This is a genomic window from Oscillospiraceae bacterium, from assembly GCA_015065085.1.
GTDB lineage: Bacteria > Bacillota > Clostridia > Oscillospirales > SIG627 > SIG627.
Genome location: SVQW01000005.1, coordinates 84,611 through 100,756 on the forward strand (window position 1 = coordinate 84,611; position 16,146 = coordinate 100,756).

At 49.7% G+C, this 16,146-nt stretch carries 9 protein-coding genes; 8 read left to right on the top strand and 1 reads right to left on the bottom strand.

Annotated elements, in window-relative coordinates; genetic code table 11:
- Positions 1-4 precede the first annotated feature (4 nt).
- Genes thiS through thiC form a run of 7 tightly spaced genes read left to right on the top strand, consistent with a single transcriptional unit; the run spans position 5 to position 5,709 of the window.
- The gene (gene thiS, locus E7588_05410; GenBank protein MBE6688698.1) at positions 5-199 is read left to right on the top strand and encodes a sulfur carrier protein ThiS; all 195 of its coding nucleotides are present in this window, start codon (positions 5-7) and stop codon (positions 197-199) included.
- Positions 200-847, top strand: coding sequence for a thiamine biosynthesis protein ThiF (gene thiF, locus E7588_05415; GenBank protein MBE6688699.1), 648 nt, complete (start codon positions 200-202; stop codon positions 845-847). It begins immediately after the preceding gene.
- Entirely contained in the window at positions 844-1,614 is a 771-nt protein-coding gene (locus E7588_05420; GenBank protein ID MBE6688700.1) for a thiazole synthase, read from the top strand. The genes thiF and E7588_05420 overlap by 4 nt, the downstream gene beginning before the upstream one ends.
- Positions 1,615-1,624: 10 nt before the next feature.
- Positions 1,625-2,878 (top strand): 2-iminoacetate synthase ThiH, encoded by a 1,254-nt coding sequence (thiH, locus tag E7588_05425; GenBank protein ID MBE6688701.1) that lies wholly within the window; start codon positions 1,625-1,627, stop codon positions 2,876-2,878.
- Positions 2,879-2,888: 10 nt separating this feature from the next.
- A complete protein-coding gene (gene thiE / locus E7588_05430) occupies positions 2,889-3,524 on the top strand; it encodes a thiamine phosphate synthase (protein ID MBE6688702.1) in 636 nt (211 codons plus the stop codon).
- A 58-nt stretch (positions 3,525-3,582) separates the two neighbouring features.
- Complete coding sequence (gene thiD, locus E7588_05435; protein ID MBE6688703.1) at positions 3,583-4,380, top strand: bifunctional hydroxymethylpyrimidine kinase/phosphomethylpyrimidine kinase; 798 nt, start codon at positions 3,583-3,585, stop codon at positions 4,378-4,380.
- A gap of 24 nt (positions 4,381-4,404) precedes the next feature.
- The gene (gene thiC, locus E7588_05440) at positions 4,405-5,709 is read left to right on the top strand and encodes a phosphomethylpyrimidine synthase ThiC (GenBank protein ID MBE6688704.1); all 1,305 of its coding nucleotides are present in this window, start codon (positions 4,405-4,407) and stop codon (positions 5,707-5,709) included.
- A 74-nt stretch (positions 5,710-5,783) separates the two neighbouring features.
- Here thiC and E7588_05445 read toward each other — a convergent pair whose 3' ends face one another.
- Positions 5,784-11,084 (bottom strand): TIR domain-containing protein, encoded by a 5,301-nt coding sequence (locus E7588_05445; GenBank protein MBE6688705.1) that lies wholly within the window; start codon positions 11,082-11,084, stop codon positions 5,784-5,786.
- A 236-nt stretch (positions 11,085-11,320) separates the two neighbouring features.
- Between E7588_05445 and E7588_05450 the strand changes: the two genes are divergently transcribed.
- Positions 11,321-16,039, top strand: coding sequence for a hypothetical protein (locus E7588_05450; GenBank protein ID MBE6688706.1), 4,719 nt, complete (start codon positions 11,321-11,323; stop codon positions 16,037-16,039).
- The last annotated feature ends 107 nt before the right edge of the window (positions 16,040-16,146 follow it).

Consider the following 16,146-nt stretch of genomic DNA (forward strand, 5'->3'; position numbering starts at 1 on the left):
AAAAATGGTAAACGTAAACGGAAAGCCCCTGGAGATAGCGGGCAAAACCCTTGCCGGGTATCTTGAGAGCACAGCTTACGATATGAAGCGTATAGCAACGGAGCTGAACGGAAATATCGTTCCGAAGGCTTCTTATGCCCATACCGTTCTGAGGGACGGCGACAGTGTGGAAATCGTGAGCTTTGTGGGAGGTGGTTGAGTGATTCCTTCAAAGGAAGAATGGGACAGCGCTCTGGAGCAACGATACGGCAAAGAGCTGCAAATGGCATTTTCCCGTGCAACCGTTGCGGTGTGCGGACTGGGCGGGCTGGGCTCAAATATCGCCGTGGCGCTTGCAAGGGCGGGTGTGGGCAGGCTTATACTGATTGATTTTGACCGTGTGGATATCACAAATCTTCACCGTCAGCAGTATAAGGCAAGTCAGACGGGAATGTATAAGACCGAAGCATTTGCAGAAAATCTCAGAGAATTAACACCGTATGTTTCACTCGAAATACATACACAAAGAATAACCCGATCAAATGCCGTATCCCTTTTGTCGGAGGCGGATGTTATCTGCGAGGCATTTGACAGCGCTCAGCAAAAGGCTATGCTTGCGGACACCGTCTTTTCAAAAATGCCGGACAAATATTTTGTTGCGGCTTCGGGAATGGCGGGCATGGGGGATGCAAACAGCATCAGGACAAGAAAAATAACAGACAAATTCTATCTGTGCGGAGACGGAAAAAGCGATGTCGCCGACACAATGGGGCTCATATCGTCCCGTGTTATGCTGTGCGCCGCGCATCAGGCGCACGCGGTACTGCGGATTTTGGCAAACAGATTTGAATATCAGGAGGAAAAATGAATAACGACAAGCTTATTATCGGCAATCACCAATTCAACTCACGTTTTATTCTCGGCTCGGGAAAATATTCCATGAAGCTGATTGAAGCGGCGGTAAAGGACGCGGGGGCGGAAATTATCACTCTGGCGGTTCGGCGCGCCAATACCGAAAAGCACGAAAGCATTCTGGATTACATTCCCGATGGGGTTACGCTTCTGCCCAACACCTCGGGCGCAAGAAATGCGGAGGAGGCGGTTCGTATCGCCCGACTTGCCCGTGAGCTGGGATGCGGTGATTTTATTAAAATCGAAATTATGCGGGATTCCAAATATCTGCTTCCCGATAATGAACAAACCGTCAAGGCGACCGAAATACTTGCAAATGAAGGGTTTGTGGTTATGCCGTATATGTATCCCGATCTGAACACTGCCCGCGACCTTGTAAACGCAGGCGCGGCAAGCGTTATGCCGCTGGCATCTCCCATAGGCTCCAACAAGGGGCTTGCCACAAGGGAATTTATACAGATACTCATTGACGAAATTGACCTTCCCGTTATTGTGGATGCGGGCATTGGCAGACCTTCTCAGGCTTGCGAAGCCATGGAAATGGGTGCGGCGGCAATCATGGCAAATACCGCGCTTGCAACCGCGGGTGACCTTCCCATGATGGCATCGGCTTTCAGAAAGGCGGTTGAGGCGGGCCGTAAGGCGTATCTTTCGGGGCTCGGCAGAGTTCTTACCCGCGGTGCATCTGCCTCCGACCCCTTGACGGGCTTTATAAGAGATTGAGGTGAAGAAAGTGGATAAGCGTTTTTTTGTCGACTCAAAGCACCTCTCGCCCGAGGCGCTTGAAAAAAAGCACCGTATCGAAAACGACCCCTCAAGCCGTAACAATCATATGGAATATCTGCCGGGTATGGAGATTATACAATCGGACGTATGCTCGCAGGTCATGGAACAAATGCATTCTTATGATTACAGCAGATATACTTCGGATGATGTCCGCACGGCGCTGGAGCATTCCGTTTGCACCGTTGAGGATTTCAAGGCACTTTTGTCGCCTGCCGCCTCTGAGCTTCTCGAACAGATGGCTCAGCGCGCAAGGCTGGAAACAAGCAGGCATTTCGGCAACACCGTGTACCTTTTTACACCCTTGTATATCGCCAACTACTGCGAAAATTACTGTGTGTACTGCGGATTTAACTGTTATAACCACATCAGGCGAATGAAGCTGTCCATGGAGCAGATCGAAAAGGAAATGAGGGTGATTGCCGACAGCGGTATGGAGGAAATTCTCATTCTGACGGGCGAGAGCCGTTTTGAAAGCGACGTGAAATACATAGGAGAAGCCGTAAAAACGGCAAGAAAATATTTTCGCATGGTGGGGCTTGAGATTTATCCCGTCAATACCGACGAATATAAGTACCTTCATGAATGCGGTGCGGACTATGTGACAGTGTTTCAGGAGACCTACGACACCGACAGATACGAACAGCTCCATCTTTTGGGCCACAAGCGCATATGGCCCTATCGCTTTGACGCCCAGGAAAGAGCCCTGCGCGGCGGTATGCGGGGCGTTGCATTTTCGGCACTTCTGGGGCTTTCGGACTTCCGCAAGGATGCGCTGGCAAGTGCGTTGCATGTTTATTATCTGCAAAGAAAATATCCTCACGCCGAGATGTCGCTGTCCTGCCCGAGACTTCGTCCCATTATCAATAACGACAAAATCAATCCGCTTGATGTTCACGAAAGAGAGCTTTGCCAGATTATTTGTGCGTACCGTATTTTTCTTCCGTTTGTCGGCATTACCGTGTCATCCCGCGAGAGTGCGGAGTTCAGAAACGGCATAGTTAAAATCGCCGCCACAAAGGTGTCCGCAGGTGTTTCCACCGGCATCGGTGACCATGAAAGCAAATACAGCGGTAAAAAAAGCGATAGCGACGGGGGCGATGAGCAGTTTGAAATAGACGACAGCCGAAGCCTTGAGTGCATGTATCGGGATATTGAAAGCGAAGGTCTTCAGCCGGTATTGAATGATTATGTGTACGTGTAAGGAGAACAAAATGAAAAAGCTTGATACAACATTTTATTTTATAACCGATTCCACGGGCTTTGAGCAGGATGAATTTCTGCGCCGTGTTGAAGAAGCGCTTAAGGGCGGTGTGAGTATTGTTCAGCTCCGCGAGAAGAACAAATCCACAATAGAGTATATACGGCTTGCCGAAAGGGTTCATGAGCTGACCCGAAAATACAATGTTCCGCTGATTATCGATGACCGTGTGGATGTTGTGCTTGCCGTCGGTGCAGAGGGTGTGCATCTGGGGAAAGAGGATATGCCCGTTGAGAGTGCAAGAAGAATTCTCGGCAATGACTTCATTATCGGAGCGACCGCAAAGACGGTGCCGTGGGCGCTTGAAGCTTATGAGAGCGGTGCCGATTATCTGGGAGTGGGAGCGATATATCCGACAACAACCAAAGTAAAAACCGTTATCACCTCCACCGATACGCTTAACGACATTTGCAGGGCTGTTCCCATCCCCGTAAATGCAATCGGCGGGCTTAACAAAAACAATATTGACGTTCTCAGAGGTATTCCCGTTGCGGGCATTTGCGTTGTATCCGCCGTTATGAAAGCCGAATGTCCCCAAACGGCGGTGAAACAGCTTAAAAGAAGAGCCGCGGAGCTTGGGATATGCTGAGGGGCGCGGTTTTTATTACGGCGGGCTTTACGGAGCCGTATAGTTTGAGAGGATACAAATGAAAACAGTATTATCGATAGCGGGAAGTGATTCCTGCGGAGGCGCAGGTATTCAGGCGGATATAAAAACAATGACAATGAACGGAGTTTACGCCATGAGCGCAATCACGGCGCTGACCGCACAGAACACCGTAGGTGTTGAGGGTATTATCCTGACTGCTCCCGGGTTTTTGGAGGCTCAGATAAATGCGGTATTCCGCGATATCCGCCCCGATGCCGTAAAGACGGGCATGACGGGTTCGGCGGAGCTTACAGAGGTAATCGCCGGGAGACTTCGCTTTTATAAAGCGGAAAATATTGTGGTCGATCCCGTAATGGTTGCGACAAGCGGTTCAAGGCTTATGGAGCCCGACGCGGCAGAGGCGCTGAAAAAGGAGCTTCTTCCGCTGGCGCGTCTTGTTACGCCCAATATCCCCGAGGCACAGGTCCTGTCGGGCATCGCTATACGTACAAAGCGGGATATGGAATATGCGGCAAAGGCTATGGGCGAAAGCTTCGGCTGTGCCGTGCTGCTCAAGGGCGGACACAGCATCAATGACGCAAATGACCTTTTGTATGACGGCGGCAGCTTAAGATGGTTTTGCGCCGAGCGTATAGAAAATCCGAACACACACGGTACGGGATGTACGCTTTCGTCGGCAATTGCGTCCAATCTTGCCAAGGGATATAGCCTTGAAGCCTCGGTTGAAAGAGCCAAGGAATATATATCGGGTGCACTGGGTGCAATGCTTGATTTGGGTCAGGGCTCGGGGCCCATGAACCATATGTTTGATATCAGCGGACGGTTTTTTGAATAACTTGTCTGAAAGGAACTGAATAAAATGAGAAGCTATACAACACAAATGGATGCCGCAAGACGCGGTATCATCACTCCCGAAATGAAAGCCGTTGCGGCAAAGGAATACAGAACGCAGGAGGAAATAAGAGAGCTTGTTGCCAAAGGTCAGGCGGTTATTTGCGCCAATAAGCTTCACACTTGCTTAGAACCCAACGGTGTCGGCTCGATGCTGGGCACCAAGATAAACGTCAATCTGGGTGTATCACGGGACTGCAAGGATTACGATATCGAGATGCAAAAGGTTATGACGGCGGTGGATATGGGTGCGCATGCCATTATGGACCTTTCTTCTCACGGCGATACACAGCCCTTCCGCAGAAGGCTGACGGGAGAGTGTCCTGCCATGATAGGAACCGTACCCGTATATGACAGCGTGATTCACTACCAACGCGACCTTGCAACGCTTACGGCACGGGATTTTATTGATGTAGTCCGTCTTCACGCGGAGGACGGTGTGGATTTTGTCACTCTGCACTGCGGTATCACCCGCAAGACCATTGAGCAAATCAGAAAGCATAAGAGAAAAATGAATATCGTTTCCCGCGGCGGCTCATTGGTGTTCGCCTGGATGTGTATGACAGGAGAGGAAAACCCGTTTTACGAATATTATGACGAAATACTTGACATCTGCCGTGAGTATGATGTGACCGTTTCGCTGGGTGATGCCTGCCGTCCGGGCTGTCTTGCGGATGCGGGCGATGTGTGCCAGATTGAAGAGCTTGTGCGTCTGGGCGAGCTTACAAAGCGCGCATGGGAAAAGGATGTTCAGGTCATGGTGGAGGGACCGGGGCACATGCCGTTGGATCAGATAGAAGCCAACATGAAGCTCCAGCAGACGGTTTGCATGGGTGCGCCGTTCTATGTGCTGGGTCCCATTGTGACGGATATTGCTCCCGGCTATGACCATATAACCTCCGCCATAGGAGGAGCGATTGCGGCGGCATCGGGCGCGGCATTCCTTTGCTATGTGACACCTGCCGAGCATCTGGCTCTGCCTGATGTTAATGACGTGAAGCAAGGCATTATTGCCTCCAAAATTGCGGCTCATGCGGCGGATATCGCAAAGGAAATCCCCCACGCAAGAGATATTGATGACCGCATGGCTCAGGCACGGCGCAGGCTTGACTGGGAAGAACAGTGGGCATGCGCTCTCGACCCCGAAACAGCCAAGAAAATACGCAGTGAGCGTAAGCCCGAGCAGGACGATACCTGCTCCATGTGCGGTAAGTTCTGTGCTGTGCGCAGTATGAACAAGGCGCTTAACGGGGAGTACATAGACATTCTGTGATTTTAATAATACGCTGACGGATTGAAAAGACAAACAGCAGGTGATACCACATGTATCACCTGCTGTTAAGCTTTTTATATGTATTCAATTATCTTTGTGTCGATATCTCCGAAAATGACGGGGACAAGCTCTTTGAAATTGGCAGAAAGGAATATCTTTTCAAGTCCGTTACAGCCCTTGAAGGCACCCTTGCCGATGTTGCGCAGCTCCGCGCCCAGCGTAAGCTGTTTCAGCGAACGACAATTCCTGAAAGCGAAACGGCCGATGTCGCCTATACCGCTGTGCAGTCCGATGCGGACAAGAGAGGTACAGCCCTCGAAAAGATGGTTCCCCACATAGCTTACACCCTCGGGCAGGTCAAATTCCTTCAGCGAAACGCAATCCGCGAAAGTACAGTCCGCAAGGTGCTTTATACCTTTGGGCAGTGATATTGTCTCCAGTGAGGCACAGCCCGAAAATGCCGCGAATTTTATGCTTTCCACGGTGTCGGGCAATATGATTTGTCTGAGAGAACGGCAGTTGTTGAAAAGTCTGTTTTCCAGCTCTGTGAGGGGACATTCCAGCTTTGCGTATTCAAGGCTTTCACAGCCTTCAAAAACTCCGCCGTAGTCATAGTCCGCGTCTCTGTCATCGATGAGCTTTCCGCCCAGCACCTCAACTCCCGACGGCACGGTTATTTCGCGCAGACTTGCGCAACCGCTGAACGCGTTGCGGTCTATATAACTCAAACCGCGGGGGAGAGATATATGCTCCAGACTTTCACAGCCCTCAAAGGCGCTTGCACCGATTCGGGTAAGGCATTGCGGAAGATGTATTTCCTCCAGCGAAAAGCATCCGCCGAAGGCGTAATTTCCGACAGATTCCGTGCTGTCGCCAAGACAGACATATTTAAGTCTTGTGCAATCCTCAAAAACAGAGGTGCCCAGAGCTTTTATAAGAGGCGGAAGCACTGCTTCGCGCAGAGTATTGCATTTGGCAAATGCCTTTTCACCTATTTCCTCCAGCGCGTCGGGCAGCTTGATTTGGGTGAGCGAACGGCAGGAGCTGAAGGCATTTTTACCGATGCTTTTCACACCGTCATGCAGAATTGCCCGTGAAAGGCTTTCGCAGGCGAAAAAGGCGTGCTCGGGGATTGCCGTAACGGCGGTGGGGATAATTATTTCCTTAAGCGCACTGCAACCGCTGAATGCCGCTTCGCCCATTCTCTCAACGCCGTAGGGTAATTTCAGCTCAGCCAGAGAGACGCAGTCCTCAAAGGCATAGTCTCCCACCTCAATAAGGCTGTCGGGCAGATTTATGCTTTTCAGACTTTTACAGCCCGTAAAGGCATTGGCACCCACCGATATGATTTCGCCTTGTATCTCCACATTCTCAAGTGCATTGCAGGTGTCAAAGGCAGCCGACGCAATTTCCGTCACACCGCGCGGTAAAACGATGCTTTTCAGCGAGAGACAGGAACCGAAAGCCATTTTACCGATATGCGTCAGACTTTGGGGCAGAGTTATCGCGGCGAGATTTTCACATCCGCCGAAAGCGTTATCGCCGATTTTTGTAACACCCTCGGGGATTTTCACGCTTACTATCGAAAGGTCGTCACGGTAAGCATCGGGGGCGATTTCGGTTGTGCCGTCGGGGATAATAAGCTCTCTTTCCTCAACGTCGATAAGGTTGAATTTAACCTGTGTGCCCTCGGGGATGCCCAGAAACGCTTCTTCGCCTCTGAAATTCCTGGGCAGAATAAGGGATGTTAGGTTTTCGCAATTTACAAATGTGTCCTTGCCCATCAGCAGAACGCTGTCGGGGACGGTTAATTCTTTCAGAGAAACACAGCCCGCAAACACACGGCTTTCCTTGGCAAAAAAATCCATTCCCACACATTCAAGTGTGTCGGGCAGGTTTACATATGACAGCGAGATACAGTTTTCAAAGGCGCACGGATGTATATCTGTGAGTCCTTGGGCAAAATCCAGCGATGTAAGGCTCTCACAGCTGTAAAAGGCACGGCTTTTCACTGTTTTGAGTGAGCGCGGCAGCTTTACTTCCCGAAGAGAATCACAGCCGGCGAAGGTGGCACGATTTATTGTATCTATACCGTCGGGAAGCTCTATGCGCTCAAGGCTTGTGCAGTCGCTGAACGCCATAAGTCCGATTTCACTGATGCTGTCGGGCAGTTTTATGCTTTTCAGACGACAGCAATTCTCAAATGCCTCGGCAGATATTTTTGTCACACTGTCGGGCAGCTCCACACCGACCAGCGCTTCGCAGGAGGCAAAAAGCTGAGAGGGTATAAGAGTGACACCGTCGGGAATGCTGATTTTCATCAGCCGTTTACAGCCCATAAACGCCGAGCCTCCCAGCGCTTTTAGGGTGTTCGGCAGAGATAAAAAGGTTATGCCCTCGCATTTATTGAAGGCGTGTGCGTGTATCGCGGTAAGCATAGGCGGCAGATTTACCGTCATGATCCGCCTGCAATTGCTGAACGCACCGTCGGGTATCTCGGTGATTTTGTCGGGAAGGTTGAGCACGGTGAGGGAGGAGCAGTTGAAAAACGCCCAGTCTCCGATGGACTTCAGGCTTTGCGGGAATACAATCTCACTCAGCTCATCACAGCCGAAAAATGCCTTGTCGCCGATGCTTTCAAGACCCTCGGGTAAAACCACGTTCTGCAAGCCGACACATATTTCAAAGGCGCTTTTTCCGATAGTGCGGACTCCGCCTCCGATGTACACCTGCTCCAGATTGATGCGGTCGGCAAACATTCCGTCGGGAATTTCGTCGGTGTTTTCTATATACACTCTGTCGTAGAAATATACTATACCGTCCTTGTTGCAGGCGGCATCCGCCATAAGCACCGCGTGCAGACTGTAATCACGGTGCAGACGTGTGGTGTTTTCGGGCAGAATAATGTGTCGCAGTTCGGAGCGGTTGAAGGGAATATAGCTGATTTCGGTGTCATCGCCGTCCGACAGGAAAAGTCCGCACAGCTTATTGCAGGGCTTGGATGACAAAATTCGGGATATTTCTTTACTATTATATATATCACAGGCAATGCCGATGTATTCATCGTTCAGGGTGTTGTACATACTGTGACGGTAAAGTCCCAGCTCGTCCTCAAAGGGATGTGTCATATGGCACAGCACACCGCATCCTCTGTCCATCCATGATTTTGTTTCGCGTATGCTGAAAAGTCGGGGATAAACGTCAGATTCGTCGGTTCGGTCGGTTTTTCCGGTGTAAAACAGCTCGCAAAGCCCGTAACGGACACCGTTTAAGGAGAGCTTTACGCCGTCAAAAATACTTTGCGTGCTTTCGCCCATCAGCTCCTGCGCCGAAAATCTGCCGTTGAGTACGCACACATCGCGCACGAGAGCCGCCGCGGGAGCGTTGGCTTCAAGCTGTGCCAACGACTGCATAAGAGAGGTGTACAGCCCGTATTCGGGTATATACCAGAACAGCGGTCCGTAAGGCGGATAGGTTCCGTCGGCGGATTTTGTGAGAATGTCGCCCGCAAGAACCGTTTGCGCACATTCTTTATGGTTTACCAGCTCACAGCAGGCATCAAACAGCAAGGTGTATTCCTTTATGCCGAAAGTTGTTATAAGGCTGAAAAGCTGATGTGCCGCATCGGCTTTAATAACGCTGTCCGCCTTGGCAAGATACAGCTTTATTACCGCTTCCCAGTAAGGGTCGCTGTAATGAGCGAACAGCTCCGACACAGCCTCGGGCTTTCTGAGATTTCTGCTTCTGAACGAGGAGTTGAAGCAGTACACCGCCGTGAAGTATTCAAGGAACATTTTGTGGCTGAACTCGCCCTCTGTCACTATGGCGCGTTTTTGCAGATAACCCGACAAAAACCGCGTTCTTTTGGTCAGCGCCGCATCGTCATCGTCGTATTTTTCCCCCAGAACCTCCTCGAGAAGCTCGGTGAAGGTGTAATTTTCGCCCTCGGACAGCGTAACATACTTCTTGTAGGCGAAGCGGTTGAGAATATCGTTTATGTCGCTCTCCACCATTTCGCGGTACAACGGCAGAATGTCGCTCATGAGCTTTGTTTCCTCAAGATTGAGGGTTATTTTCAGCACTGCCTCCAGAATACCCGCAACGGTACGCGGAAGTGTGCCTGTTTTGTTGTAAATTGCGGCAAGCTGGCTGAGAAGCATCGGGTTGGAGCGGATTTCGCTGTCCAGCGCACTCAGACTGACGTAAAATGCTTCGCCCTTGCTTTGGTCACCCATAAGCACAAAAAGATTTGTGCCCAGCGTGTGTATATCATCATCGTCCAACGGCTCAAGCAGGTATTTTTTTATTTTGTAATCACCGATAATAAGCTGATTAAGGTCCCTTTCACTGCGTCCCGTGAAAATAAGAGCGGTGTCGGTGCTGTTCAGCCTGAAATACTCCTCTGCTTTTTGGGCAAGCAAGGCGGTTGATGCACCGGTGGTTACCTCGTCCACACCGTCCAGCACGAGTATCAGCTTTTTTTCCGACAGCATTTTCCCGAAGTCATCGGAGGTCAAAAATGCTCTTTGCCCGCACACACTGTGGAATCGGCGGTACATCAGAGTGAAAAGGCTTTCATCGGATTTTGCCGCGTCGGCGCATTTTAAGGCTATTACCACCTCGTTATTTTCGGCGGCGGCGTATATCTGATTGATGTAACGGCTTTTACCGCTTCCCGCCGCACCTCTGAGAAAGGATACCTGCCCAAGCTGCATCATGGCGCGGGGAGAGTTTTCGGAAACTCCGTTGTCACAGGTTATTTTTCGGGGTACATAAAGCTTTGTAAAATCGAAGTTTATATCGCTGTCATCCTCAAAATCGCTGTACAGCGCGGAGATTTTTATATATTCCTCGCGCACGTTGCGTCGGTATTCGGTGTAAAAGCCCGACACAATGCTTTCTAACGCCTGGGCACACACTTCTTCAAGCAGGTCTTTGCTTTTGTCCATGAGCACTGCGCTTATCTCGTATTTTCGGAAAACGGCGCATATATCGGATTCCTTGTAAAACCTCTCGGTGATGCAAACAGGAATGATGTGACTGCTCCACCACTCTCTTGTAGTGGGGTTTTCCAGCTTTTTGTATATCTCCTTAAGCTCCCAATCCATGCCCTCGCTGGAAAGGGAGTTTTCGGTTATGATTGCAATAAAAACGGTTGCCGAGGTGGCGGCGGCACGGCTCCAGTCCACGAAATTGCCGTAGCAGTGCATGTCCGATTCCAATACCGTCACACCGCTCTCACTCAGACGGCGCTGTATGTCATCCTTTATTCGGGCATCCGCTCTCGTCCAGCTTATAAACACATCGCGTGGTCTTGTGTAAGTGTCAGACATATCATGTTCCCCCGTATGTTTTATTACCTTTATATTATACATTCTTTTTTTGAAAAAATCAACACATGGTTTATTGCAAATTGCACGGCGCACTGCATTCGCAAAAAGCACTTTTACTAAAGAAAAAAGTTTTTTCTGTGCAAAATTGATAAATTTACTTTTTTCTATTGCAATTATTTTGAATTTGTGCTAGAATTATAACTGTATAGGTGCCGTTAGTGCAATTTGATATTGTTTTACGGCATATAAATAACTATAATTTTATAAGGAGAAGACTCATGAAAAAGACTCTTTGTTTACTTACTCTTTCATTATTGCTCGTTGCGGCAATGATTTTGGGTGTAAGCGCTAAGGTCGAAAGCACAGATGTCGGTCTGTACATCCGTTTTGACAGTGCTGAAAGCATTGCTCAGTATGTGACAGATGCAACCAGCGGCATCAACATGGATTTCGATGCAGAAAAGGGCGCTATGCACTACACCGCGGCAGCATCCGACCAATATTTCAAGGTTGGTAATTTTACTTCCTTTGATGCTGTTCAGTACCCCTACATGCGTATCACCTATATGGCAGACAGGAAGATAGACTCCATTTACCTTATCGCAAACGGTACCAGCATTCTTAATGCTCTTAGCGACGCAGGTATGGTTGCAGGCACCGATAAGTGGAGCCGCTTCTTATACGACTGGAGAAAGATTTCGGGAGTAGGAACCGAGTCCTGCACTCTCAATGACCTCAGATTAGACATACCCAACGACAATGTCGCGGCTGAATTGTGGATTTACGACATCGGCTTCTTCAAGACCATTGAAGCGGCTCAGGCGTACAAGCACAACCAGTCCAATGTCGTACTTGACATGACCGACCCTGCAGTTGTTGACAGAACAAGCGGTACCTCGGGCGGTAAGTGGTATTATGACGAGGAGCTGGGTGCGGCTAAATTCGTTCACGACCAGGCTACATATATCCCCGATAACCCCGAGACCGAGGCGAATGACCCCGTAAACGTTGATGCCCGTGCAAGAATAGACGTGGCTGTTGAAGAATACTTCAGCCTTGAAAATTACCCCTACGGTAACATTATGGCACTGGCAGGTAACACCGATTATACCTACGCTCAGGCACAGGCAATGTCCGAACAGGAAAGAAATGAGACTGTCACAGGTGTTATCCCTTACAGACATTACCTCATCAACGAGGTGTCTAATTCAAACTTAAAAGCTGATATCTGGAGCGGATGCGGCGGCGGAACCCAGTACCTGATCAATAACAAGGGCTTTACCTGGCAGTTCACCGAGTTCGACCTGAGCGCAAATGTTTCCGGCAAAAACGGCTCTGTCGTTGTACGCCACGTATTTGACCCTATCGATAAGAATGCTGACACAACAGGTAAGGAATACAGAGCGTATAAGTACATCGCTTACTACGCAACCGCAGAGGAAGCGGCACTGGAAACTCAGGGTGCTCCCCGCGGACTTGAGGGTGTTATGCCCGCAGATGCGGCAAACACCGGTAAAATTACCGGTCTTGATGCCGGCCTTTCCTATGAATACCGTGTGAGCGGTAACGCTAACGCTTACACCGCAGTAGCAGCAGGTGCAACCGAAATTACCGGTCTTGCAGGCGGTAAGACCTACGACGTACGTCTTGCAGGCGAAGAGGGCGTTAAGAACCCCGGTTATGCCGCAGAAGTTACCGTACCTGCTTACACCAAGTTTGTTATCAACTCCGTTGAGGGTGTTAACGATGCAGTTATCACCGAGACCTCTGCCGGCAACTGGAAGGTAGAGCTTCCCATCGGTACAAATCTTTCTGCCGTTAAGCTCAATACAACCGCATACTACGGTGCAAATAATGCCACCGTTACGGCTTACGGCGATTCCAACCGTGCATCCATCGGAGCACTGAATGTTTCCGAAAACGTGGCAAACGAGACCCCCGTTGAGCTGGCTCTTTACTATACAAGACAGCTTTACATGCCCATAACCGTTACCTTCGCTCTCAAGGGCGCAGAGGGCGGTGCACAGAGTGTTGTAGAACTCATTGCCAATCAGCTTGAAGATGTAGAAATCAATGAACAGATTTTTGTAGGTATTACTACTTCCGCTGATGCAAAAGCTGCTATTGAAGCAGCCGCAGGTATTGCCATTACCGAAGCAAGCCTTCCCGGTCTTGACATTGAAGTTTCGGTTGAAAGCTTTGAAGCCGCTACCGCAGGTACCGCTGAGGATATCGACGGTGAGGACCAAAGCCTTACCTATAAGTTTATCGTATCCTATCAGGGCGCAACTGACGAAACCGAAATCGCAACTCTTGCAGTTCCCGCCGCTCACTTCCGTGTGCTGTGGAAGTTCAACGACCAGGAGCTTGCAAATAAGTTCGGAGTATCAGGTCCCGGCTTTGTTAAAACCGCTGACAACAAGCTTCCCATTATCAAGGACGGCGATAAGTACTATATGCGTGCCGAAATTGCCGAGGGCGGCAAGAACGGCGGCGACGGTTATATAATGTGGACAGCCGCAAGTGATGATGCTGTAAAGAGCGGAGACTACACCGCTATGCTCAACGCAGACGATTATCCTTACGTTGTATTCAGCTACCGTTCCTCCGAAGCTATGCCCAGCGCATCTTCAGGTTCAGGTATAGGCATCTACTGGGCAACCTCCTTCAACATCCTCAACAACACCTTTGTTGGCGATGCAGATAATCCTGTAAGCGGTATCTACTACGGCTACAAGTGGGCACGCAACCAGGGCTACTGGAATGTTACCGGTGACGCTGCACCCAAGAACACAGCAGGAACCAAGCTTGTTATCGATTATCCCAACGGCACAAGCGGTGTTAACCTGGCATCCAGCGGTGCTGTTGAAAATCCCGACGGCTCTATCAACTACAATGCAACTGTTAAATACCCCTGGAGAAGCGACCTTGTTTCCTGGAGAATGGATATCTCCAAGAGCGCTAACGTTGCCGAGGGCGAGTACTTTGACCTCGAATATGTCGCATTCTTTGCAACCAAGGCAGAAGCCGAAGCTTTTGCAGGCGAAGTTGCATTCCCCTTTGATGGAATTGGCAAGGAAGTTGTCGAAGTTTACACATTACCCGATATTGACGGTCTCGAGGCAGGAACCGAAGAAGCTGTTGCCAACGCAGTTGAAGCAGACTTTGTCGAGCAACTTACCGCAGGCGGATACGCCTTTACAAGTGTACATGTTGACACCGTAAGCTACACCGGCTATAACCTTGCGGAAAGCGAGAATGGCGAGCTGAAGTACACCGTTACCGTTATAGGCGAAGGTCCTCTGGGCGACCGCGATACTTATACCTCCGCAGTTAAGACCACCGTTATCACCGTTCCCGATCTGGACGTACAGGATGCAATCGATGAGATCAATGCACTTAAAGGTACCGACGTATTTGTCGTAAAGGGAATTAAGACCGAGCAGCAGGCTCTTGATTATATTGCTGAGGTTATTGCACCTATCATCGACAGGTACAACGGTATTGAGTTCGAGATAACAGGCAGAGTCGAATTTGTTGCTCCTGCTGAAGGTGAAACTGGAAACTTCTCCTTTGAAGTAAGATATGGCAACAACTATGTTACAGAAGATATCCCCATGGTCCTTATAGGTCCTGCAAAGCCCATTATCTTCAACTTTGCAAACCCCATTACCAGAACCAACTTCACCTTTACCGCCACCGGCAGAGGAAAGACCATTACGGCTGTTGAAAATGAGGACGCACTGGGCGGCGCTGTTGCCAAGTATGTAAGACCTGCTACCGGCCCCGAGTTCAACCTCAACACCAAGATGGGTATTAACGGTATGCCCGCTATCGAGGAGCTGAGCGATTATCAGGTAATTGTATATCGTTACAAGGCTCCCAATAACCTCCAGAACCAGATTTACTACTACACCGACAGCTACACCGGCGGTAATATGTACTACAACCTGCCTCTGGCAGCGGGAACCACTGATGAATGGTACACCCACTATGTTGAAACCGGCAAGGGCGGTGCGGAAACTCCCGCGAACTCTGTTGTAGGCGACGGAAGCTGGGCTAACGCTCTTGAATCCATCCGTTTTGACTTCTACCGTGCAGGCGCAAATCACAGCCTTGAAAACAATACTCTGGAAATCGACTACATCGGCTTCTTCGCAGACCGTGAACAGGCTGACGCATTCGTGGCTAACCCCACTATGGCTGACTACAACCCCGCAGCTCTGAAGGCACAGTATCAGGCTTACCTTGACATCGTCGACGATGTTGAAAACACCGAGTACACCGTTACCTCCGCAATGAATGAGGGCGGCTTTGTAGCTGATGCTCAGTATATTGTTGACAAATACTTCGGTCTGCCCGAGGATACCGAGTACTACATTGTTATCAAGGACGACTTCACACAAGACGAAGTAACAGGCAAGAGCGACACCGAATACGATGACTTTACCGCCATCGACGGTCAGTTCACCTTCACCGTTGCATTTGCAAACCACACTACCAACGGCAATGTTGTTGAGTCCAAGGAATTCACCGTAAATGTAATCGCCGACCACCGCAGAGTTGATTTGTACGAAAATGGCACCGATGAAACAATCGGTAAGTTCATCCGTATAGGTACTCTCATGGATAAGGATTGGATGGCTAACGTTAAGGACAACGGAACTCTCACCTACGGTATGCTCATCACCTCCAAGGCGGTTTGGGATGAAATAAAGGCTGATTACGAGGATGGCTTTACTCACGAGGTTGCAGGTATACTCAATGCAGGTGAGGATAAGTTTGTTCAGGATGTAGAGTTTGTAAACATCTATGCTCAGGACAATGATAAGAACACCATTACCCACACTGCACGTATCGCAGTTCCCGCGGGTCAGGAGGATACATTCCTTTATGCACGTGCTTATGTTAAGTACACCTTCGACGGTGTTGAAGTTATCGACTACTTCGGCGCAAGCGAAGTAAGCTTCAACAATCCCGACCCCAACGCAAGATAATAAAAACAACAGACTGTATCTGATACAAATAACAGGGAATCTTCGGATTCCCTGTTGTTTTTTCTTTGAGGGAAGCCCGGAGTGCATGATGCTTGAATTACGGCAGG

Excerpts from the sequence above, each read along its gene's own strand:
- thiS (MBE6688698.1), top strand. The coding sequence starts at position 5 with ATGGTAAACGTAAACGGAAAGCCCCTGGAGATAGCGGGCAAAACCCTT.
- E7588_05420 (MBE6688700.1), top strand. The coding sequence starts at position 844 with ATGAATAACGACAAGCTTATTATCGGCAATCACCAATTCAACTCACGT.
- thiE (MBE6688702.1), top strand. The coding sequence starts at position 2,889 with ATGAAAAAGCTTGATACAACATTTTATTTTATAACCGATTCCACGGGC.
- thiD (MBE6688703.1), top strand. The coding sequence starts at position 3,583 with ATGAAAACAGTATTATCGATAGCGGGAAGTGATTCCTGCGGAGGCGCA.
- thiC (MBE6688704.1), top strand. The coding sequence starts at position 4,405 with ATGAGAAGCTATACAACACAAATGGATGCCGCAAGACGCGGTATCATC.
- E7588_05445 (MBE6688705.1), bottom strand. The coding sequence starts at position 11,084 with ATGTATAATATAAAGGTAATAAAACATACGGGGGAACATGATATGTCT.
- E7588_05450 (MBE6688706.1), top strand. The coding sequence starts at position 11,321 with ATGAAAAAGACTCTTTGTTTACTTACTCTTTCATTATTGCTCGTTGCG.